This window comes from Sinosporangium siamense (assembly GCF_016863435.1).
In the GTDB taxonomy this organism is placed as follows: domain Bacteria; phylum Actinomycetota; class Actinomycetes; order Streptosporangiales; family Streptosporangiaceae; genus Sinosporangium; species Sinosporangium siamense.
Genome location: NZ_BOOW01000007.1, coordinates 209,577 through 229,935 on the forward strand (window position 1 = coordinate 209,577; position 20,359 = coordinate 229,935).

The window sequence follows — 20,359 nt, forward strand, 5'->3', positions numbered from 1 at the left end:
TATGCCGATCGGGGCACATCGCTGGTCATCACCCGGGCGGCGGCCTAGCGTGATCAACATGCGCAGGCTGATCGCGCTTGGCACGCTTGTGGCCCTCTGCGGAGGATGTGCCGCACCGCGCCCGTTCACCCCCGGCGACAAATCGGCCGCCGGGGCCTCAGGCTCGTCCTCCCCGGCCTCTGCCCCCTCGCCTTCCGCATCCGCGGGCGGCGGAGCACGCTCCGAGGTGGTCACCCTCTCGCCCGACCTCGACCTGGTGGTGCAGTGGCCGCGCACCCGCGACACAAAACGGGCTGCGATGGTCAAGGTGCTCGTGGACTATTACGTCGAGACCAAACGGGCCGTCGTCAGCGGGGGGACCGAGGAGGGCTACAAATATCTGGTCCAGGATGAGATGTCGCGTGTGGCCTACGACTGGGTGCAGAACTTCCACGACAACAGCCGTTCCCTTCAGGGGAAGGCCAGACTTTACGCGATCAGGGTCAAGGCTGTCGTCGGCGTCGGGGCCGAGGTGGAAATGTGCGTCAACGAGGCGGAACTCCGCCTGACCGACGCCGAGACCGGCTTCCCCGTGGCCGAGCAACCCTCGTGGACCCGGCCCCCGGAGTCGACCTACATCATGGTCGCCGGCGTGCGCCAAGGCGACGACGGCAGGTGGCGGGTCAAAACGGCGAGCCACGCCACCCTCCCTCACCCGCGTGCGAAGGAGTGTCAACGGTGAAACCGTCCTTACTGCTCGCCGCCGCGGCCCTCGTCGTCGCGTTCCCCGCCACCGCGGCCGCCGAGGACCCCGGCTCCCCTCCCACCACGAAGAAGATCGAGACCGGCAACACGAGAGGCATCCAGCTCGCCCACTCCCGCATCGTCGTGAGCGGGGACGGCGGCGGCGGGAAAAGCGACGGATATCAGGTTCGCCGCCCCTGCTGGTATGAACCGGGCAAAGGCGCTGCGGAAATGCTGGCCGCCCAGGAGGACGTACGCTCCTATTGGCTTAGATATACCCCGAATGCCAGTGAAAAGGACTACGACAAATTCCTCAAACAGTTCAAGGATAAAGTCGGCAAGCCGGGCAAATGGTGGGCGCCTGCTTACGACGCCGGCCACCCGAACGGCAACGCCTGCTGGACCGGGCTGGATGCCTTCGTCTGGGTCCCAGAAGGGGAGACCCCACCGGGCGGCATCACCCTTGAGGAACTCTCCGACATCGCCCGAGCCGCGCTCACCGTCCCCAAACCCCCCATCAAGGTGAGCCCCGACGTCGACAGCTACGTCAACCTCGCGACGTATGTCTGGCTGGAGGGCGACGTCCCCACCACGAGATCCGTCACCGCGACCCTCCCCGGCGTCATGAGCGCCACCGTGACGGCCGACCTCAGCAACCTGGTCATCAAGTCCGGCACCAGCGCCGGCCGCGCCGACGTCGCCAACAACTGCGGCACCCGCGGGCAGCGCTACCAGAAGGGCGTCAAAACCCTCAGCTGCGGCGTGCGCTACCGCCGCGCCTCGATCGACCAGCCTCGCAAGGTCTACACGATGACCGCCACCGCCGTCTGGACCGTCACCTCCACGGCGGGCATCTCCTACGCTCCGATCAACATGAGCGCCACGCGCGACATCCCCGTCGGCGAGGTGCAGACAACCGTGCGCGGCCGCTCCTGAACCCCCATGGACAGTGCCTTCCCGGAGAGGTGGGAAGGCACTGTCCGCGCATCTTTATAGATCAGGCGCCTTCGTGCTGGAGGAGCCACTCCTTCACCGGGGTGCCGTAGTAGTAGCCGCCGAAGCCTCCCGATTGGGGAAGGATGCGGTGGCAGGGGACGAACGGCGCGATGAGGTTCTGCGCGCAGGCGGACCCGGCGGCGCGGGCGGCGCTGCGGGGGAGGCCCGCCGCCTCGGCCAGATCGGCGTAGCTCACGGTGGTGCCGGCCGGCACGGCGCGCAGGGCCGTCAGAAGGCGCTGGCGCTTCTCAGTGCCGGGTTGGCTCACCGGGACGCTGTCCAACGCCGCCAGGTCGCCCTTCAAATACGCCTCCACGGCACTGGTCGCGGGGCCGAGGTCGCCGACGCGAAAGAGGCCGCGGGCCTGGAGGGCGGGCGAGAGCCGTACGAACATCTTCTCGGGGTCGGCCGTGAAACCGGCGGCGACGAGCACACCGTGGTCGGCGAGGAGGGAGAGCGGGCCCGCGGGGGTGGGCATGACCTGGGCTTGGATCTGTGTCGTCGTCATGAGGAGCTCCATAGGTGCAAAGCGGCGTAGGCCCGCCAGGGGCGGCACCGCTCGATCTGCCGGTCGGTGATGGACAGGTTTTCCATGGCCCGGCGCAGGCCGAGGTCGCCCTCGGGCCAGGCGTCCGGGTCGTTGAGGGCACGAAGGGCGATGTAGCTCGCGGTCCACGGGCCGATGCCCGGCACCTCCTGGAGCCTCGCCATGACTTCGCCGGGTTCCTGGCCGCCGTCGAGGTCGATGTCGCCGGCGGCGATGCGCGAGGCGAGCACACGGATGGTCTCGGCGCGGCGCGTGGTGAAGCCGAGACCGGCGAGGTCGGCGCCGGCGAGGCGTTCGGCGGTGGGGAAGACGTGGGTGAGGCCGGGGTCCCCGGTCGTGACGGAGGTGCCGAGGCCGGGACGGGCGATGAGGCGGCCCAGCAAGGTGCGGGCCCCGGCGACGGAGATCTGCTGGCCGACGACCCCGCGCACGGCCATCTCGAAGGTGTCGTAGGCCCCGGGAACCCGCAACCCCGGACGGGCCTCGATCAAGGTGGCGAGCGCGGTGGTTCCGAGGGCGGCGGCGATGGGGTGCGGGTCGGCGTCGAGGTCGAGGAGACGGCGGGACCGCGCAACGATGCGGGCCAGGTGCTGGGCGTCGTGCAGGCGGGCGCACAGCCGTACATAGTCTCGCTCGGGCGTGAGGGTGATCGTCCCGCCGGGGATCGCGCGGCTGTAGTCGTGCGTGGTCACCCGCTCCAGGCCGGGGACGGCCCGACCCGCGAGGAAGGCCAGCATCGCCCGCGCGTCATAGGGCTCGCGATAGTGCAGCCTCATGGAGAGTACGGCTGAGCCGTTCGTCTGGACGGCCACCGGTTCTGGCTCGGTGCGCGGGGCGCGGGCGGTCGCGCGCAACTCGCTCGGGGTGAAGCCGTAGGTGTCCTTCATGACGGCGTTGAACTGCCGGAGGCTGCCGAAGCCGGAGGCGAAGGCCACGTCGCCGATGGGCAGCGGGGTCTCGGTGAGGAGCTGCTTGGCGAGCAGCAGGCGGTTGGTCCGCGCCACGGCGAGGGGGCCGACGCCGAGTTCGGCGACGAAGAGGCGGTGCAGGTGGCGTTCGGTGATGTGAAGCCGCCCGGCGAGGCCGTTCACGCCGTGGTCGTCGGCGACACCCTCGTCGATCAGGCGCAGGGCGCGTCCGACGAGGTCGCCGCGGATGTTCCATCCGGGGTCGCCGGGGCTGAGCTCGGGGCGGCACCGCTTGCACGGGCGGAATCCGGCGGCCTCCGCCGAGGCGGCGTGCCGGTAGAAGCGCACGTTTCGCGCGTGCGGCGTGCGGGCGGGGCAGATCGGCCGGCAGTAGATGTTCGTCGAGGTCACGGCGGTGTAGAACCGCCCGTCGAAGCGTGGATCACGGGCGCTCAGCGCGCGGTAGCAGGAGTCGAAGTCAAGCGTGGCAGCAGCCATGCCTCCACGATATGCACACCTCAGAGGCTATGACTGGCGGCTTTCGGACATCACCGTGCCCGCCCCGGCGGCCTACTTTGAGGAGACTCCCACACCGAGGTCGAACTCGCGGTAGACCCGCGCCCAGAAGCCGTCGCGGAGCCACACCCGGGCCTCCGGGTAGGGGCGCAGGGAGTGGCCGAGCTCCTTTTCCGCCTCGATGAGCAGCTCGGTGTCGATGACTGTCGGCAGGATCGGCCCGGGGAGCAGATCGCGGATGTTGTCCCGGCCCCGGGTCAGGATCCATTTCTGGGCGACGTGCTCGCCCACCTCCTCGACGCGCGGCCGGTTGGGGCCGAGCTTGGCGATCTGGCCGGGAGGCTGCTTGACCGCGGGCCTGGCCGGGGTGGCGGCCGCGGTTCGGCCGGCGAAGACCTGGGCGGGGGAGGGGGTGGCCGGGACTGCGGGGGCCACGGCCTGGGGGGCGCGGCCGAAGAAGGGGCGGAGGAAGTCCGCGCTGATCACTTCGACGGTGTCGGCCTCCCAGACCAGGCGCTCGGCCTGGTTGGTGCCGTAGGGCGGCTCGACGCCCCACAGGTGGATGCGCACGCCATATGCCTGGGCGGCCTCGACGGCGGGCACCATGTCCTCGTCGCCCGCCAGCAGGATGGTGTCGCTCACCGCGTGGTGGCGGGCCAGTGCCTCAAGGTCGCTGCGGATCTGCGCGTCGACGCCCTTCTGCTGGCCGCGGGCGTTGAGGTTGCCGAGGCGCACCTTCACCCAGGGGAGCTGCGCGATCACCCGCTGGTCGACCGTCGGGACGCGGTCCCTCGCGGCGTCATACCAGTAGATGCGGAGCAGCTCCCCGTGGATGCGCTCGTCGGCGTGCTTCTGCAGCGCCTGAATCAGCTCGTCGGCCGACACGCGGTATTCCTTGCGCTCCTTGGCACCCAAGAGCACTTCGCCGGCCGCCGCGTAAAGGTAGCCCACGTCCACCAGGACGGCATACTTGGCTGCCACTGCGTGCGGCGAGAGGTCCGGGGTCGCCATGTGGTCCTCCATGCCGCGGGGCTCAGTCGGGGCTGGATGTAGGTTCCAGGTGTCGGCTGACTATATACGCCTACTTTTCTAGATAGTCCCAAGTCTCAAGGAAGTTGACACCCCATTCGGGAGATCCATCACCTGTAAATAGGCTGTGAACCTCTCCGCCATGCTCCAGCGCCGTGTCTTAGCGGCTTTCTCATGAGATCAGCCGCATTCTTCCATGATTCTAGTCTTTGTCTAACTTGTACCTTCGGTGTTGAGCCACCCGCCGTCAAGGCCGCGACCAGCGCCGCGATCTCTTCCGGAGTGGCGTCTCCACGGACGATACGTAGGTACGGTACGTCCATAGGGCCTCCTTTCGCTGCCGACTGGTAAAGATGCCTTCCTGAAATGCGAGGATCGTCAGGAAAGATCCTGTTACTGAGTGTTTTCCAACCTTGGGGCGACCGTACCCATGTAGGCGGTCTTGATCGGTATCGGGGCCGAGAGGCCGTACGGTCACCCGGAAGGAATGGCGGGGCTCGCTAGAGCGGGATGTTTCCGTGCTTCTTCGGGGGCAGGGTCGCCCGCTTGTTGGCCAGCGCCCGCAGCGCCCGGACGATCTGCACGCGCGTGCTCGCGGGGCGGATCACCGCGTCGACGTAGCCCCGCTCGGCGGCGAGGTAGGGGTTGGCCAGGGTGTCCTCATATTCCGTGATCAGGCGGGCGCGCTCGGCGTCCGGGTCGGTGGCCTCGGCCAGCTCGCGGCGGTAGAGGATGTTGACCGCGCCCTGCGCGCCCATGACCGCGATCTGCGCCGTCGGCCAGGCCAGGTTGATGTCGGCGCCGAGATGCTTGGAGCCCATGACGTCGTAGGCTCCGCCGTACGCCTTGCGGGTGATGACGGTGACGAGCGGCACGGTGGCCTCGGCGTAGGCGTAGAGGAGCTTGGCGCCGCGGCGGATGATTCCGTTCCACTCCTGGTCGGTGCCGGGGAGGAAGCCGGGCACGTCCACAAAGGTCAGGACGGGGATGTTGAAGGCATCGCAGGTGCGCACGAAGCGGGCGGCCTTCTCCGACGCGGCGATGTCGAGGGTGCCGGCGAAGCTCATCGGCTGGTTGGCCACGACGCCGACCGAGCGGCCCTCGACGCGGCCGAAGCCGACCAGGATGTTGGGCGCGAACCCGGCGTGGACCTCCAGGAACTCCCCGTCGTCCAGGACATGCCGGAGAACCGTCTGCATGTCGTAGGGCTGGTTGGCGGAGTCGGGGATGAGGGCGTCGAGTTCGGCGTCCTCATCGGTGATCTCGAGGACGGGCTCGCTGGGGTAGGAGGGGACCTCGTCCATGTTGTTGGACGGCAGGTAGGAGAGCAGGGCGCGGGCGAAGTCGAGGCAGTCCTGCTCGTCGGTCGCCTCATAGTGGGCGACGCCCGACTTGGAGTTGTGCGTGTGGGCGCCGCCGAGTTCCTCGAAGGTGACCTCTTCGCCGGTCACCGTCTTGATCACATCGGGACCGGTGATGAACATGTGCGACTTTTCCTGAACCATCAGGATGAAGTCGGTAAGGGCCGGCGAATACACGGCGCCGCCCGCACATGGGCCCATGATCAAGGAAATCTGCGGAATCACGCCGGAGGCGTGCACATTCCGCTTGAAGATCTCCGCGTAGAGACCGAGGGAGACGACGCCTTCCTGGATGCGCGCACCGCCCGAGTCGTTGATTCCGATCACCGGGCAGCCGGTCTTCAGAGCGTGGTCCATGACTTTAACGATCTTCTCGCCGAATACCTCGCCGAGAGATCCCCCGAAAACGGTGAAGTCTTGGGCAAATACCGCAACCGGGCGGTCGTCCACCGTGCCGTACCCCGTGACCACGCCGTCGCCGTACGGGCGCTCGCGATCCAGGCCGAAACTCGTCGAGCGGTGCCGCGCCAGTTCGTCGAACTCCACGAAGCTGCCCGGGTCCAGGAAGGCGGTCAGCCGCTCGCGGGCGGTCATCTTCCCCTTGGCGTGCTGCTTCTCCACCGCACGCGACGACCCCGCGTGCGCCGCCTCGTGCAGGCGCCGCTCCAGGTCGGCGACCTTGCCCGCCGTCGTGTGGATGTCCACGACGGGAATCTCCGGCTTGGGTTCGGCACTCATCGCTTTCTCACCGCTTCTTCCACCGTTCGCAGAACGTTTTCGCTCGTCGCAAGGTTAACGAGCACTCACGGACACACTCCGGGCAGGGGCGGGCAGATGGGACATCACATCTCGGAGGGGGTTGGTGACCTGCGGTTGATTGGGCGATTTGTCCAGCAGGACACCCTCCTGACATGCATATCTGCCAGACTGGCGCATATGACCGAAGCGGTGCGCACGACCGGCCTCTACAAGCGGTTCGGGCAACAGATCGCCGTCGGCGGAGTGGACCTCGTGGTGCCGCGCGGCAGCTTCGCCGGCCTCGTCGGACCCAACGGCGCCGGCAAGACGACCAGCCTCAGCATGGTGACCGGGCTCCTGCGCCCCGACGCCGGGACCATCCACATCGACGGGTTCGACGTGTGGCTCGACCCCGTGGCCGTCAAGGCCAGGATAGGCGTGCTCCCCGAGGGCCTGCGCCTGTTCGAACGCCTCTCCGGCCGCGAGCTCCTCTCCTACAACGGGCAGCTCAGGGGCCTGCCCAAGCGCGAGGTGGAGCAGCGGGCCGAGGAACTGCTCACGGTCATGGACCTCAAGGACTCCGCCGACAAACTCGTCGTCGACTACTCGACCGGCATGCGCAAGAAGATCGGCCTGTCCGCCGCGCTCCTGCACAACCCGGCCGTGCTCTTCCTCGACGAGCCCTTCGAGGGCGTCGACCCCGTCAGCGCCAACACGCTGGTCGAGGTGCTTCAGCGCTATACCGCCTCCGGGTCGACGGTGGTCTTCTCCAGCCACGTCATGGACCTCGTCGAGCGCCTCTGCGACTGGGTCTCCGTGATGAGCCGCGGCCAGATCGTCGCCCAGGGCCCCCTCGACCAGGTGCGCGCCGGCCGCTCGCTCAACCAGGCGTTCCTCGACCTCGTCGGCGCGGGCCGGGACAACGACGGCAGCGGGGAGGAGGGCCTGTCGTGGCTGGGCTCCAGCAGGGCGTGAGACTCGGCCTCGGCGCCACCGTCGCCCTCTTCTTCCGCCTCAAGATCCGGCTCATCGCCGGAAACCTCCGCGGGGAGGTCTCCCGGCAGATCGGCTTCGTCTTCAGCCTGGTCGCCGCGGTCGCCGTAGCCGCGGGCGGCTTCCTCGCCATGAGCCTGGTACGGCTGGCCGCCCCGGACATGGCGGTCAACCTGGTGATCATCGCCTTCGCGGTGTTCTGGGTGACGTGGACGATCGGGCCCCTGCTCATGTTCGGCGTGGACGACACGCTCGACCCCTCCCGCCTGGCCCTCCTGCCGCTCACGACCCGGCAACTGGCCGCCGGCATGTTCACCACGTCGGTGACAGGCATATGGCCGCTGGTCACCCTTGTCATCACCTCGGGGGCGATCGCCGGGCTCGCCGCCGGCGTCGCGGGGATCGCGATCGGCGTGATCGCCGTGCTTCTCCAGTTCGCCCTCTGCATCGTGACCTCACGGCTCGTCACCACCGCCCTGTCCGGCGCGCTGCGCAGCCGCCGCGGGCGCGACCTCGTGGCCGTCGGCGTGCTGCTCGTCGTGCTCCTCAGCCAGGCGCCGAACCTCATCGCCAACCGCGGCTCCAGCCTCGACGTCGAACGCGTCGTCGTCGGCATGGCCGGCATTCTGCGCTGGACCCCCGCGGGCACGGCGGCGCACTCCATCGGCGCCGGCGGCCTCCAGGCCGTGATCGGGCTCGCCGCGGTGGCGCTGGTCGTGCTCGGCTTCGGCGCCCTGTGGATCGCCGCGCTCAAGCGCGCCCTCGTCACCGCCGACACCTCCACCCAGTCGCCCGCCGGGGTGCGCTCCCGCAGCCTCGCCTCCCGCCTCCTCCCCGACGGCGCGTTCGCCGCCGTCGTCGCCAAGGAGTTCAAGTACGTGCGGCGCGACCCCCGCGGGCGCGTCGGCCTCATGGCCGCCGTCGCGGTCAGCGCCGTCATGGTGTTCTCCATAAGCGGCGGCGGCAGGGGCGAGATGAGCGGCGCCTGGCTCGCGTCCTTCCCCGCCTGCATCAGCGCGCTCATGCTGTCCCTCCAGTCGTCCAACGCCTTCGGCATCGACGGCCGCTCCCTGTGGATGAACGCCGTCGTCTTCGGCACACCGCGCGATGTGCGCAACGATCTCGCCGGCCGGCACCTCGCCCTCGCCGTGATCGCCGTGCCCATCGTCACCGCCGTCACTCTCGCGGGCTCCTTCATCGCCGGCGACCCCCTCTTGGCCGTGCCGTTCGCACTCGTCGGGTGGGGCGTGCTCGGCGTCGGCCTCGGGGTCGGGGCCGTGGCCAGCGTGCTCCTGCCGTACACGTCTCCCGAGCGCATCAACGCCTTCAGCGGCGCGGCCCCCGGGCAGGGCGGCGTCGCTTTCCTCGGGTCGTTCGGCTCGCTGATCGCCGGCACCCTGTTGTCGCTGCCCATCGTGCTGCCCCCCTTGCTCGGCGTCATGTGGTGGAGCGCCCTGGCCGTGCCGTACGGCATGGGCGTCGCGTGGGCCGGTCGCCGGATCGGGGGCGCAGTGGGCTTCGGCCGCTATCCGGAGATCCTCGCGGCGGTGTCCAGGCCGTCCTGAGGTTTGCGGGGCCCTTCTGGGGGTTGCGGGCCCTTCCGGGGTTTGCGGGGCCCTCCTGAGGTCTGCGGTGCTCTCTTCTGGGGTTTGTGGTGCTCTTCTGGGGTTTGTGGTGCTGATGGTTGTGGCGTTGATATTTGTGACGCTGATGTTTGCGGCGCTGAGGTTTGTGACGGCGGACAGTGTGGGGCGGTCGAGTCGCGCCGGGTGCCGAGGCAGGGTCCTGACGTCGGCGTATGGGCGCGTGACCTGTGGTCTAGTCCAATGTGCGGGGGTGCCCGTGCGGCTGCGGATCGGGACTCGCTACTCTTCGAACCATGGGCGCGCTCGGTTCTGATCAGGCAGAACGTCTTTCCGGCACGCGGCACAGCGCCGTCACCGAGATGCCCGACGAGCTCCGTGCTGACGTGCGGTTGCTCGGCGGGCTGCTGGGGCAGGTGATCGCCGAACACGGTGGTCCCGACCTGCTCAACGACGTGGAAAAACTCCGTAAGGCCGTCATCGCGGCACGCAGGGGGACCGTCACGGTCGACGAGGTGGCCGCGCTGGTCGGCACCTGGCCGATCGAGCGGGCCGTGCACATCGCACGGGCCTTCACGTGCTACTTCCACCTCGCCAACCTCGCCGAGGAGCACTTCCGCATCCGCACACTGCGCGAGCGCGACACCGGGGAGGCGGAGACGCCGCCGTCCGGCTCACTCGCCCAGGCCGTGCGCGACATCAAGGGCGACCTCGGCGACGACCGGGTCGCCGAGCTGATCGAGGGGCTTGAGCTGCGGCCGGTGCTGACCGCGCACCCTACGGAGGCGCGGCGGCGCGCCGTCGTCACCGCGATCCAGCGGGTGAGCGCGCAGCTCGCCGAATACAACATGCCGGGGCGGGGCTCCAGCGAGCGCGCCGAGTCCAAGCGGCGGCTGCTTGAGGAGATCGACCTGCTGTGGCGCACCGCCCAGCTCCGCTCCACCAAGCTCGACCCGCTCGACGAGGTGCGCACCGCCATGGCGGCCTTCGACGAGACGCTGTTCCGCACGGTGCCGCTGGTCTACCGCTCCTTCGACGCCGCGCTCGGCGAGGGCACCGGCACTCGGCCCCCCGCCTCGCGGGCCTACATCCGCTTCGGGAGCTGGATCGGCGGCGACCGCGACGGCAACCCCAACGTCACCGCCTCCGTCACCCGCAGGGCCCTGCTCATCCAGGCCGAGCACGTCCTCAGCGCGCTTGAGAACGCCGCGACCCGCATCGGCCGCACCCTGACCGCGGGCGCCCGCTACACCGAGCCCTCGGCGGCGCTCAGGGCCGCGCTCGGCAAGGCCGAGGACACCAACCCCGAGCTCGTCTCGGAGTTCGCGACCCGCTCCCCGGGCGAGCCCCACCGCCAGTGGATGCTCTACGTCGCGGCCCGCGTCGCCGCCACCCGCAGGCGCGACCTCGACCTCGCCTACCGCTCGCCCGCCGACCTCCTCGCCGACCTGAGGGTCTGCCAGGAGTCCCTGGCCGAGGCGGGGGCCGTCCGCCAGGCATATGGCGAGCTGCAGCACCTCGTCTGGCAGGTGGAGACCTTCGGCTTCCACCTAGCCGAGCTCGAGGTGCGCCAGCACTCCCAGGTCCACGCCGCCGCCCTTGAGGAGATCCGGGCCGGCGGGGCGCTGTCGGAGCGCACCGAGGAGGTGCTCGCCACCATCCGGGTGATCGCCTGGATCCAGGAGCGGTTCGGCGTCACCGCCTGCTCGCGTTACGTCGTGTCCTTCACCCGCTCGGCGGGCGACATCGCCGCGGTCTACGAGCTGGCCGAGCACGCCCTCGGCTCGCGGGCGCCCGCGCTCGACGTGGTGCCGCTGTTCGAGTCCGGCGAGGACCTCGCCAACTCACCCGCCGTGCTCTCCGGCATGCTGGAGATCGACGCCGTCAAGCGCAGGCTCGCCGACAACGGGCGGCTGCTTGAGGTCATGCTGGGTTACTCCGACTCCGCCAAGGAGCTCGGGCCGGCCGCGGCCACGCTGCGGCTCTACGAGGCGCAGGAGCAGCTCACCACCTGGGCCGTCCAGCACGACGTGCGGCTGCGCCTCTTCCACGGCCGCGGCGGCGCGCTCGGGCGCGGCGGCGGCCCCGCCAACCGGGCGGTGCTCGCCCAGGCCCCCGGCAGCGTCGCGGGGCGGTTCAAGGTCACCGAGCAGGGCGAGGTCATCTTCGCCCGCTACGGCCACGGCGCCATCGCCAAGCGGCACATGGAGCAGGTCACCAACGCCGTGCTCCTGGCCTCCACCCCTGCGGTCGAGGGCCGCACGGCCGCCGCCGCCTCACGCTTCCGGCCTCTGGCCGAGCAGGTCGCCGTCGCCTCCGAGCGTGCCTACCGCGCGCTCACCGAGGCGCCCGGCTTCCCCGAGTGGTTCGCCCTGGTGAGCCCGCTGGAGGAGATCGGGGCCCTGCGCCTCGGCTCCCGCCCGGCCCGCCGCGGCCTCGGTGCCCCCCGCTCCCTGGACGACCTGCGGGCCATCCCGTGGGTGTTCGCCTGGGCGCAGACCCGCGTCAACCTCCCGGGGTGGTATGGGTTGGGAAGCGGCCTGGCCGCGATCATGGAGTCGCCCTCGGGCCTTGAGGAGCTAAAGGCGGCCTACCGCGAGTGGCCGCTGTTCGCCTCGCTGCTCGACAACATCGAGATGTCGCTGGCCAAGACCGACCGGTCCATCGCGGCCCGCTACCTCGCCCTCGGCGGGCGCGACGACTTCGCCGGGCAGGTGCTGGCCGAATACGACCTCACCCGCAAGCTGGTCCTCACGGTGACGGGCCACTCCCGCCTCCTTGCGAACCGCCGCGTGCTGTCCCGCGCGGTCCAGCTCCGCGATCCCTACGTCGACGCCCTGTCCCACCTCCAGCTCCGCGCGCTCCAGTCCCTCCGCTCCGGCGACTCCCTCACCGACGAGGAGCGCGACCGCCTGTCCACCCTCCTCCTGCTGTCGGTCAACGGCGTCGCCGCCGGCCTGCAAAACACCGGCTGAAGCCTCACGCGTAAAGGTCCACGGTGGCGCGATGCGGCCCGATCAGCTTCGCGTCACCGGTGACCAGGGGGCAGTCCAACAGCTCGGCTAGAGCGATGTAGGCGGCATCGCAGGCCGTGAAGTTGCTTTTCAACTCCCACATGCGGTCCGTGAGCACCCGCCCCGGATGACGCTCGATAGGCAGGTCGATGAAGTCCTTGTGCAACGCGACGGCCAGGTCTTCGTCACACACATCACAGGATCCGTTCCTGGCCGGCATAGATGTTGAAGCGGTCGCCGCGCAGGAAGCCGACCAACGTGGCGCCGAACTCCCTGGCCAGGGCGACGGCCAGGGAGGACGGGGCGGAGACGGCGCAGATCACCGGGATGCCCGCGGTGAGGGCCTTCTGCAGGATCTCGTAGCTGCTGCGCCCGCTGACCAGCAGCACGCGGTCGTGGAGGGGGACCTCGCCGGTGAGCAGGGCGTGCCCGATGAGCTTGTCGACCGCGTTGTGGCGGCCGACGTCCTCGCGCACCGCAAGAGCCGTGCCCTCGGCGTCGAACAGGCCGGCGGCGTGCAGGCCGCCGGTCTTGCCGAAGACGCTCTGCGAGGTGCGCAACCGGTCGGGCAGGAGGGTGAGGAGTTCTGCGCTGACCTTCGGCCCGGGGGAGTCCGCCAGCGGTGGGCGCCGGTCGCGGAGGGAGTCGATGGTGGCGGTGCCGCACACCCCACACGCGCTGGAGGTCATGAAATGCCGATCCAGACCCCGCAAATCGGGCAGGTGGTCACCGCGCAGCCGCACGGTGACCGTGTTGTACCTTGCCTCAGGCGCCACGTCCTCGTCGGTGCAATAGCCGATCGAGGCGATGTCGTCCTCGCCTGCGATGCCCTCGCCGTACAGAAACCCCGCCGCCAGCTCGAAGTCCGCGCCCGGCGTGCGCATGGTGATCGCCAGGGTGCGGCGTTCGCCCCCCGCCTGAACCCTGATCTCCAGGGGCTCCTCGGTGGCGAGGTCGTCGCGCCGTTCCCTGCGCACACCCCGGTTGACCTCCGTGATCCGGGCGCGGGTCGACGGGCCGGGGCGGAGCGCGCGGGGGAAGCTCACGGCTCGGCCCTCGCGACGGTGACCCGCGCGTTGTAGTCGGGGATCCGCGCGTCGGGTGATCGCCGGACCGCGTCGAGCAGCACGTTGCCCTCGGGCCAGTGGATCTGCAGGTTGCCCGGCACGAGCGGCGCGCGCAACACCCGCCCGGTGAAGCTGCCCGCGGGCCCGCGCAGCTCGACCCGCGTGCCGTTGGGCAGCCCGAGCCGGTCGGCGTCGTAGGCGCTCATCAGCACGGCCTCGCGGGTCGCGCCGTTGAAGCCGTCGCGCCGCTCGTGGACCATGCTGTTGAACTGCTTGCCGCGCCGCGTCGCCACCATGAACGTCCCGTCGGGCCGCTCAAGCGCCGGCAACGCCACGGCGGAGAAGCGGCCACGCCCGTCGGGGGTCGCGAACTCGCCGTCCGGGCACAGGTGGCGTCCGCCGTACTGCACGTTGTCCCCGAAGGCCGACAGACCCGCGATGCCCGCATAGAACGGCACTGCCCGCTCGATGTCCCGCCGGATCTCGGCCGTGCCGGTGTATCGCACCTGCTCGGCCAGCTCGGGCCGGGTGCGCGCGGCCAGCTCGGTGAAGATCCGCCACTCGGGCCACGCCTCGCCGATGCGCGGCCCCTTCACCTCGGGGGAGAAGATCACCCTGCGTTCCGTGGAGGTCTCGGTGACCCCGCCCTCCATCTCGTAGCGGGTCTGCGCGGGCAGCAGCAGTACATCCCCCTCGTCGGACGGCACGAGCATCTGCGAGGACACCACGATGTCGATGTGCACGCGCAACTTGAGCCGGGCCAGTGCCGTACGGCAGTAGCCGGGGTCGGGCAGGACCTCCAGGAAGTTGCCGCCCGAGGAGATGAGCACGTCGAGGTCGCGGGCGTGGGCCGCGTCGATCATGTCGGTCGCGGTGAGGCCGGGTGCGGTCGGCACCTCGAATCCCCACATGTCGGAGAACTTCTTGGCGTTCTCCTCCGTAATCGGCAAGCCGCCCGGCAGGCCCGTGGCGTATGCGCCCATCTCGGCGCCGCCCTGCACCCCGCTGTGCCCGCGGATCGGCATCAGCCCGCAGTGGTCGCGGCCCACGAACCCCCTGGCCAGGGCGAGGTTCACGATCGCCCGCACATTGTCCTCGCCGTAGGTGTGCTGCGTGATGCCCATCGACCACACGAGCACCGCCGACTTCGCCTCGCCCAGCAGCCGCGCCAGCTCGAACATCTGCTGCCGGGTGGCCCCCGACAGGGCCTCCAGCTCCTCCCACGACTGCTCTTCGACGGCGCGCACCGCCTCGTCGAAGTCCCTCGTGTGCTTGTCCACGAACGTCTCGTCCACCCAGCCGTTCTCGACCAGGTGCTTCAGGACGCCGTTGAGGAAGCCGATGTCGCCGCCGACGTTCACCCCGAAGAAGTGGTCAGTGATCTTCGTGCCGAACACCGCGGACTCGGCGTTGGACGGCACCCAGTACTTGTCCATACCCGGTTCGCGGTAGGTGTTCACCATCGCGATCTGCGTTCCGGCCTTCTTCGCGTGGTACAGGTATTTCATCGCGACCGGCTGGTTGTTGGAGGGATTCGACCCGATGAAGACGATCAGGTCGGATCCGATCCAGTCGGTGTAAGAGCAGGTCGTGGCGGCGGCCCCGATGGTCTCCTTCAGCGCCACCGTCGAGGGCGAGTGGCAGATCCGCGCCGCGTTGTCCACCGAGTTCGTGCCGAGCGCGCGGACCGCCTTCTGGGCGGCGAAGTAGTTCTCGTTCGGCACGCCGCGGCTCGTCAGATAGACCCCAAGCCGCGCGTCCCGCAAATGCCCCGCGGTGAGATCCAACGCCTCATCCCACCCGATACGCCGGAAACCGGCCTCACCCGCCCGGCGCACCATCGGGTACGGCAGACGCCCGAGTTCACGCAACTCCGCACTGCGTAGCCGCTCAAGCTCACCTGTGTCGGCGAGCACCCGGGGGTCCAAGGCGGGCATCGTGTTCAGATGGAGCAGACGGAGGCGGATGTTGCAGAGGTGGATCTCGTCCATGGTCCAGTCGCGCATGCCCTTGGTGCCGAGCGCACAGCCGTCACAAGTGCCCTGGTTGAGGATGCGCCAGGCGTAGCGCCGGTTGCCGCGCACCGAACGGAACGCCTTCCACAGCTCCATGTAGTTGTTGGGCTTACGCTCGCCAAGGCCGAAGGGCTTCCAACCGGCCCAGTTACGGGGGTCCAGACGCTTCATCGCGCTCTCCTCGCAGTGGTGCTCTAACCGCCATCATGCTCTGTCTGGAGGTCGTCGAGTAGTTTGCCCGGTTTGCTGAGGCGCTACCAGGGGGCCGAGGCCGTCCTGCCGGCTGCCGTGCGGGGGTGTCTCCGCCGGCGGGTTGCCGCCGGCGGGTCTCCGCTGGGGGCAAAATCCGTGCGCTCAGCGTGTCGTATGGGCTGAGAATGAAATCCGGGCGTTGAATGGATAGTGATTCCCGGACGAGCTCCAGATCAAATACACCAAATACTCCATTACGGGCTTGACATTTTAGTGCGTTCCACGGTGGGTATGATTGGGGTGCCTGTCAGGTATCGGTCAGTCGATATTCGGGGGTGCCGGCCAATGGTTGAAACGCGTTCCCGCAGCGGCCTGTTAGGCGGGGCCGGCGGAGACCCGCATCAGACGGTGTGAGAGTTTCCCTTCAGTGAAGAGCGCCGAAGCCGGATGACACCCTTGCTCGGGCTTATTGGAGTTCGGCGGAAGGTGCGGGCGGGGAGAGCCTCGCCATGGCGGAGGCCGTCGGCCACCGGTGGCCGACGCCCGCGGAACTCCGCGTGGCCTTCGCGGAGGAGCCGATCCTCCCCCTCGATCGGGAGATGATCGAAGAGTTCATCAAGGTCGGGGAGACGCTGTTCCCCTGACGGCCTCAGAGAGCGGCACCTCATATGGCGTTTCTCACCGGTGTGGAGATCAGGCGGAGAATCGACCTCGGAGACATCGAGATCCGGTCGTTGGACTCCAATGAGCAGTTCCATATGGATTCGCAGGTCACGGAGGACTCCATCGACCTGCGGCTCGCCCCCGCCGCGCTCAGGCTGCGGCCCGGCGTGGAGAGGCTCGACTATCTCCACGACAATCTCGACCTGGCCTATGAGGAGATGCAGATCCCCGCCGAGGGATATGACCTGCTGCCATTGCAGCCGCTCATCACGCACACCCTTGAGGCCGTCTGCTTTCCGGACGACCTCATCGGCCTCGTCGTGACCCGCAGCACGTTCGCGCGGATGGGGATCATCGTCAACTGCATGGCCCCGAAGTTCGCCATCGGCATCCGCTGGGCGTTCCCTTTGCAGCTGGTGAATCTTTCCGGGGTGCCGGTGCGGGTCTATCCCTATGCGCCGGTGGCCCAGTTGCTCATCTCCGAGGTCACCGGCGTCCGGGTCGGCTATAGAGGGAAATTTCAGGACACGTATAGTCCCATACCTCCACGCATCAGCGACCGCGAGCGGCGAACCTTGAGCAACCTCAACCCAGACTCGGTAAATCGCACATTTCATATTATTAAGCGAGACGCGGCCTCTAGGAACGATGGGGAACCACGAGCCTCCCGCAGCCGACAGGAGCCGGCTCCGCTCGGCGAAAAGCGGAAAATCGCAAGAAGAGTGGCGGTCGCCGTGCTCGGTGTCCTCAGTGCGCTCGGGTTTGGCGTCTGCGGCAACGTCCTCGCCGGCGGTTCGATGTCGTATTGGCAGGGGGTGTCAGTGTTCCTGCTGTTCGTCCTGAGTTCAGCGGCCTCCTCGGCCGCCTACGTGGCCCAGGCCTACTGGTCCAAGCGCGACCAGATCTTTGAATAGCGCGCGACGGACCGCGGAGGGGTGCTTTCCAGTGCGACGGCGGGCTTTGAGATCGTCAGTCGTGGAACAACGGGGACGGCAAGGGTAGGAGTGTGGCCAGGCGGGTGATCGTCCGGTAGTTAAGGGCTGGTTTGGAGGGCTTTGCCGTACGGCGGGGTGGGGATTGGCGGTTGTGGGTCACCATCGTGTCCGTCTGTAAGGTGTCGAGAAGTTTGCCCTGTTCATTGGGGAGTTCGGGCGCGGGATCCGGTTTCACTGGGGGAGAATAAGCACGTGGCTGATTTGCCGTACACCGATCTCGACCGTCCGCCGCTGTCCGAAGCGGCGCTCAACCGTGCCCTTGTGCGTCCCGGAGGGGTGTGGACCGGCATCACCGTCGTTCCGCGCACGGGGTCCACCAACGCCGATCTCGCGCAGGCCGTCAGAGGCGGCGGCAAAGAGGGGCAGGTGCTCATCGCCGAGGCTCAGGCGGCCGGGCGTGGGCGGCTGGGCCGTTCGTGGGTGTCCCCGCCGAGATCGGGGCTCGCGATCTCGATGGTGTTGCGGCCCGATGTGCCGGTGGCGCGTCACGGATGGTTGCCGCTGCTGGTGGGCCTGGCGGCGGCGACGGCGGTGCGGCGGCTCGGTGAGATCGACGTGCGCCTGAAGTGGCCCAACGACCTGCTCGTCGACGAGCGCAAGCTCGCCGGGGTGCTGGCCGAGCGGGTCGACTCGTGCGTGGTCATCGGCATCGGCCTCAACGTGACCCTAAGGCCCGACGAGCTGCCGGTGCCGACCGCGACCTCCCTCGCGATCGAGGAGGCCGCCTGCGTGGACCGTGAGCCGCTGGCGAAGGCCATCCTGCGTGACATCGAGGAGACCTATCGCGACTGGATCGCCGCCGACGGCGACGCCGACGCGAGCGGGCTGCGCGCGGCCTGCCTGGCGGCCACCGCCACGATCGGGCGCGACATCAGAGTGGAGCTGCCCGGCGAGCGCATGCTGATCGGCCGCGCCACCGGCATCGACTCATCCGGCCAGCTCCTCGTGACCACGGCGGACGGCAGGGAGCACTCGCTGAGCGCCGGCGACGTCGTGCACGTGCGCCCGGCTCCGGCCACATAAGGCGCCCCGGGCGCATAACCCTGGGCTCATAAGACGCCCGGGGCATGCAGGGCGCTTCATCCCCACAAGGCGCCACGCCGGGGCACAACGCCCAAAGGAGGCGTGACCGAGGACCGCGCACGGAGGGGCCTTCGCACCGGGCGCCTTAGCCGGGCCCATAACCCGCGCCGGGCGCGAGGTTTCTCTGTGGCGGATCCCGTGGCGGCGAACGCAGTGCCGTGCCACGATTTGCGCCATGGGTCTGCCTGATCGCCACCTCGCCGCGGGGGAGGAGCGCGTCCGCTCCTTCCAGCCTCACTGGAAGTGTCTCGTGGGGCCGTTCATCGCGCTGGTGCTGATCGCCCTCGGGTCGGGGGTGGCGCTCTACGTCATCCCGTCCGACTTCGAATACGCCCTCTACGGGCGGGTCGGCGTGGTCGTGCTGGCCGTCATTCTGATGACCATCTGGGCCTTCGTGCCCTATCTCCAGTGGAAGAACACGGCCTACACCCTCACCACCCACAGATTCACGATCAGCAGCGGTGTGCTCGGCAAGTCCACCGACGAGGTCCCCCTCAACAAGGTCAACACCGTCAGCTCCGGCCAGAGCCTCCTTGAGCGCATGCTGGGCTGCGGCACGCTCACGGTCGAGTCGGCGGGGGAGCAGGGGCGGCTCGCGCTTCGCGATATCCCGAGGATCCAGGATGTGCGGGCCGAGTTCTTTCGTCTCGTGGAGGACGCCGGCGACGATGACGAGGACGCCGCGGAAGAGAGGACCGATCGGCCGGTGCCATAGCCTTGCGGGCTGGGGGGAGGTCCATGGGCGGAGCCGATGAGGAGGGCCGGGAGGCGGCGCAGCGTGTCAGGCGCCTGCTCGGCGGCCCCCCGGCGCGCCACACCCGGGCCCAGGTGGCTGAGCTGTCCGGCGTGTCGCCCGAGCTCGCCGAGCGCATCTGGCGTGCCCTCGGGTTCGCCTCGGTGGCTCAGGGGGCCGTGGCCTTCACCGACGCCGACGTGGCCGCGCTCAAGCGTGTGCGGGCCATGATGCAGGACGATCTGTTCGACGAGGTCGCGGTGATCCGCATGGCCCGTGCCCTCGGCCGCACCACCTCCAGGCTTGCGCAGTGGCAGGCCGAGATCATGATGGGCGCGCTGATCGCGCCCGGGCGGCACGACGGCGAGGCCGTCGACCTCGATCACGTGCTCGACACCTCCCGCCGTCTCCTGCCCGACTTCGAGCAGGTGCTCATCCACGTGTGGCGGGCGCAACTCGCCGCGGCCGGCACCAGGTTGCTCACCATCGTCGGGCCCGACGACGAGTCGGCGGGGCCGCGCCGCCCGGTCATCGCGGTGGGTTTCGCGGACCTTGTCTCGTTCACCCAGCATGCCCGGGAGCTTGATGAATACGGGCTGGGCGAGCTGGTCGAGGGGTTCGAGGGGCGTGCCGCCGACGTGGTCGCGGCGCGCGGGGCGCGCCTGGTGAAGACCCTGGGGGACGAGGTGCTCTTCACGGCCGCCGACCCGGCGGTCGCCGCAGAGGTCGCCTTCGACCTGCTGGAAGCCGTCAAGGAGGCGGGGGACGGCCCGGATGTGCGGGTCGGACTGGCCTACGGGCCGGTCCTTCCGGTCATGGGCGACGTTTTCGGCACGACGGTGAACCTCGCGGCCCGCCTCACCGCCATCGCCCGCCCCGGCACGGTCCTGGTGGACGAGCCGCTGGCGAAGGCGGTCGAGGGCACGGCCGGCATCGAGGTCCATCGCATCCGGCGCAGACCGGCCCGCGGGCTCGGAGTGGTCCAGCCCTATGTGCTCCGGCGCACCTGACCACACATGTGTGCGGGCCCCGCGGCTTAGGGCACAGGCCTGGGGTAGGACCACGTGGTGAGTCGGCTGGCTGGAACTATGTGGGGGAATACCGTTGAAATCTATACTTCGATACTGGTGTGGCCGGTAATGCCATTTGACACTCCTGGGATGGCATCGCAGACCGCGCCGCGTGCTTCCGCGTGACACAAGG

The 20,359-nt window shown here is 69.2% G+C and carries 18 protein-coding genes; 10 read left to right on the forward strand and 8 right to left on the reverse strand.

Going from position 1 to position 20,359, the window contains the following annotated elements:
- The first annotated feature begins 58 nt into the window (after window positions 1-58).
- Both Ssi02_RS05830 and Ssi02_RS05835 read left to right on the forward strand, forming a co-directional pair.
- Complete coding sequence (locus Ssi02_RS05830) at window positions 59-721, forward strand: hypothetical protein (protein ID WP_204021821.1); 663 nt, start codon at window positions 59-61, stop codon at window positions 719-721.
- A complete protein-coding gene (locus tag Ssi02_RS05835) occupies window positions 718-1,659 on the forward strand; it encodes a hypothetical protein (protein ID WP_239128624.1) in 942 nt (313 codons plus the stop codon). Before Ssi02_RS05830 ends, Ssi02_RS05835 begins: the two co-directional genes overlap by 4 nt.
- Before the next feature lie 61 nt (window positions 1,660-1,720).
- Here Ssi02_RS05835 and Ssi02_RS05840 read toward each other — a convergent pair whose 3' ends face one another.
- From Ssi02_RS05840 to Ssi02_RS05860, 5 genes are all read right to left on the reverse strand, one after another.
- Window positions 1,721-2,227: a methylated-DNA--[protein]-cysteine S-methyltransferase gene (locus Ssi02_RS05840; protein ID WP_204021825.1), complete on the reverse strand. Its 507-nt coding sequence runs from the start codon at window positions 2,225-2,227 to the stop codon at window positions 1,721-1,723.
- Complete coding sequence (locus Ssi02_RS05845) at window positions 2,224-3,672, reverse strand: Ada metal-binding domain-containing protein (protein WP_204021827.1); 1,449 nt, start codon at window positions 3,670-3,672, stop codon at window positions 2,224-2,226. Before Ssi02_RS05845 ends, Ssi02_RS05840 begins: the two co-directional genes overlap by 4 nt.
- A 72-nt stretch (window positions 3,673-3,744) precedes the next feature.
- Window positions 3,745-4,701: an NYN domain-containing protein gene (locus Ssi02_RS05850; RefSeq protein ID WP_204021829.1), complete on the reverse strand. Its 957-nt coding sequence runs from the start codon at window positions 4,699-4,701 to the stop codon at window positions 3,745-3,747.
- Window positions 4,702-4,829: 128 nt separating this feature from the next.
- Window positions 4,830-5,042, reverse strand: coding sequence for an acyl-CoA carboxylase subunit epsilon (locus tag Ssi02_RS39735; protein ID WP_204021831.1), 213 nt, complete (start codon window positions 5,040-5,042; stop codon window positions 4,830-4,832).
- 177 nt (window positions 5,043-5,219) lie between these two features.
- Window positions 5,220-6,818, reverse strand: a complete 1,599-nt coding sequence (locus Ssi02_RS05860; protein ID WP_204021833.1) for an acyl-CoA carboxylase subunit beta — start codon at window positions 6,816-6,818, stop codon at window positions 5,220-5,222.
- Window positions 6,819-7,016: 198 nt separating this feature from the next.
- Here Ssi02_RS05860 and Ssi02_RS05865 point away from each other — a divergent pair, with 198 nt between their 5' ends.
- The 3 genes from Ssi02_RS05865 to Ssi02_RS05875 all read left to right on the forward strand — a co-directional run bounded on the left by Ssi02_RS05865 (window position 7,017) and on the right by Ssi02_RS05875 (window position 12,369).
- Window positions 7,017-7,793 (forward strand): ABC transporter ATP-binding protein, encoded by a 777-nt coding sequence (locus Ssi02_RS05865; protein ID WP_204021835.1) that lies wholly within the window; start codon window positions 7,017-7,019, stop codon window positions 7,791-7,793.
- On the forward strand, window positions 7,769-9,376 hold the full coding sequence (locus tag Ssi02_RS05870; RefSeq protein ID WP_239128625.1) for a hypothetical protein: 1,608 nt from the start codon (window positions 7,769-7,771) through the stop codon (window positions 9,374-9,376). Before Ssi02_RS05865 ends, Ssi02_RS05870 begins: the two co-directional genes overlap by 25 nt.
- Window positions 9,377-9,690: 314 nt before the next feature.
- Window positions 9,691-12,369, forward strand: coding sequence for a phosphoenolpyruvate carboxylase (locus Ssi02_RS05875; RefSeq protein WP_204021837.1), 2,679 nt, complete (start codon window positions 9,691-9,693; stop codon window positions 12,367-12,369).
- A 4-nt stretch (window positions 12,370-12,373) separates the two neighbouring features.
- On the opposite strand, the gene Ssi02_RS05880 is transcribed toward Ssi02_RS05875, so the two are convergent.
- The 3 genes from Ssi02_RS05880 to Ssi02_RS05890 are packed head-to-tail and all read right to left on the reverse strand — an operon-like array spanning window position 12,374 to window position 15,661.
- Window positions 12,374-12,601 (reverse strand): type II toxin-antitoxin system VapC family toxin, encoded by a 228-nt coding sequence (locus Ssi02_RS05880; RefSeq protein WP_204021839.1) that lies wholly within the window; start codon window positions 12,599-12,601, stop codon window positions 12,374-12,376.
- Between the two features lies 1 nt (window position 12,602).
- On the reverse strand, window positions 12,603-13,454 hold the full coding sequence (gene fdhD / locus Ssi02_RS05885; RefSeq protein ID WP_204021841.1) for a formate dehydrogenase accessory sulfurtransferase FdhD: 852 nt from the start codon (window positions 13,452-13,454) through the stop codon (window positions 12,603-12,605).
- A complete protein-coding gene (locus Ssi02_RS05890) occupies window positions 13,451-15,661 on the reverse strand; it encodes an FdhF/YdeP family oxidoreductase (RefSeq protein WP_204021843.1) in 2,211 nt (736 codons plus the stop codon). Before Ssi02_RS05890 ends, fdhD begins: the two co-directional genes overlap by 4 nt.
- Before the next feature lie 530 nt (window positions 15,662-16,191).
- Here Ssi02_RS05890 and Ssi02_RS39220 point away from each other — a divergent pair.
- The 5 genes from Ssi02_RS39220 (at window position 16,192) to Ssi02_RS05910 (ending at window position 20,166) form a co-directional block, all read left to right on the forward strand.
- Window positions 16,192-16,326 carry a hypothetical protein gene (locus Ssi02_RS39220; RefSeq protein ID WP_275410602.1) on the forward strand — a complete coding sequence of 45 codons (135 nt, stop codon included), beginning with the start codon at window positions 16,192-16,194 and terminating at the stop codon, window positions 16,324-16,326.
- A gap of 24 nt (window positions 16,327-16,350) precedes the next feature.
- Complete coding sequence (locus Ssi02_RS05895; protein WP_204021845.1) at window positions 16,351-17,259, forward strand: dCTP deaminase; 909 nt, start codon at window positions 16,351-16,353, stop codon at window positions 17,257-17,259.
- A gap of 273 nt (window positions 17,260-17,532) precedes the next feature.
- Window positions 17,533-18,363 carry a biotin--[acetyl-CoA-carboxylase] ligase gene (locus tag Ssi02_RS05900; RefSeq protein ID WP_204021847.1) on the forward strand — a complete coding sequence of 277 codons (831 nt, stop codon included), beginning with the start codon at window positions 17,533-17,535 and terminating at the stop codon, window positions 18,361-18,363.
- A 235-nt stretch (window positions 18,364-18,598) separates the two neighbouring features.
- Entirely contained in the window at window positions 18,599-19,138 is a 540-nt protein-coding gene (locus Ssi02_RS05905; RefSeq protein WP_204021849.1) for a PH domain-containing protein, read from the forward strand.
- A 23-nt stretch (window positions 19,139-19,161) separates the two neighbouring features.
- Window positions 19,162-20,166, forward strand: a complete 1,005-nt coding sequence (locus tag Ssi02_RS05910; RefSeq protein ID WP_204021852.1) for an adenylate/guanylate cyclase domain-containing protein — start codon at window positions 19,162-19,164, stop codon at window positions 20,164-20,166.
- The last annotated feature ends 193 nt before the right edge of the window (window positions 20,167-20,359 follow it).

What these genes read in the sequence shown, in the direction of transcription:
- Ssi02_RS05910 (WP_204021852.1), top strand. Translation starts at nt 19,162, where the DNA reads ATGGGCGGAGCCGATGAGGAGGGCCGGGAGGCGGCGCAGCGTGTCAGG.
- Ssi02_RS05875 (WP_204021837.1), top strand. Translation starts at nt 9,691, where the DNA reads ATGGGCGCGCTCGGTTCTGATCAGGCAGAACGTCTTTCCGGCACGCGG.
- Ssi02_RS05890 (WP_204021843.1), bottom strand. Translation starts at nt 15,661, where the DNA reads ATGAAGCGTCTGGACCCCCGTAACTGGGCCGGTTGGAAGCCCTTCGGC.
- Ssi02_RS05895 (WP_204021845.1), top strand. Translation starts at nt 16,351, where the DNA reads ATGGCGTTTCTCACCGGTGTGGAGATCAGGCGGAGAATCGACCTCGGA.
- Ssi02_RS05860 (WP_204021833.1), bottom strand. Translation starts at nt 6,818, where the DNA reads ATGAGTGCCGAACCCAAGCCGGAGATTCCCGTCGTGGACATCCACACG.
- Ssi02_RS39220 (WP_275410602.1), top strand. Translation starts at nt 16,192, where the DNA reads ATGGCGGAGGCCGTCGGCCACCGGTGGCCGACGCCCGCGGAACTCCGC.
- Ssi02_RS05850 (WP_204021829.1), bottom strand. Translation starts at nt 4,701, where the DNA reads ATGGCGACCCCGGACCTCTCGCCGCACGCAGTGGCAGCCAAGTATGCC.
- Ssi02_RS05840 (WP_204021825.1), bottom strand. Translation starts at nt 2,227, where the DNA reads ATGACGACGACACAGATCCAAGCCCAGGTCATGCCCACCCCCGCGGGC.
- Ssi02_RS39735 (WP_204021831.1), bottom strand. Translation starts at nt 5,042, where the DNA reads ATGGACGTACCGTACCTACGTATCGTCCGTGGAGACGCCACTCCGGAA.
- Ssi02_RS05830 (WP_204021821.1), top strand. Translation starts at nt 59, where the DNA reads ATGCGCAGGCTGATCGCGCTTGGCACGCTTGTGGCCCTCTGCGGAGGA.
- Ssi02_RS05845 (WP_204021827.1), bottom strand. Translation starts at nt 3,672, where the DNA reads ATGGCTGCTGCCACGCTTGACTTCGACTCCTGCTACCGCGCGCTGAGC.
- Ssi02_RS05865 (WP_204021835.1), top strand. Translation starts at nt 7,017, where the DNA reads ATGACCGAAGCGGTGCGCACGACCGGCCTCTACAAGCGGTTCGGGCAA.
- Ssi02_RS05905 (WP_204021849.1), top strand. Translation starts at nt 18,599, where the DNA reads ATGGGTCTGCCTGATCGCCACCTCGCCGCGGGGGAGGAGCGCGTCCGC.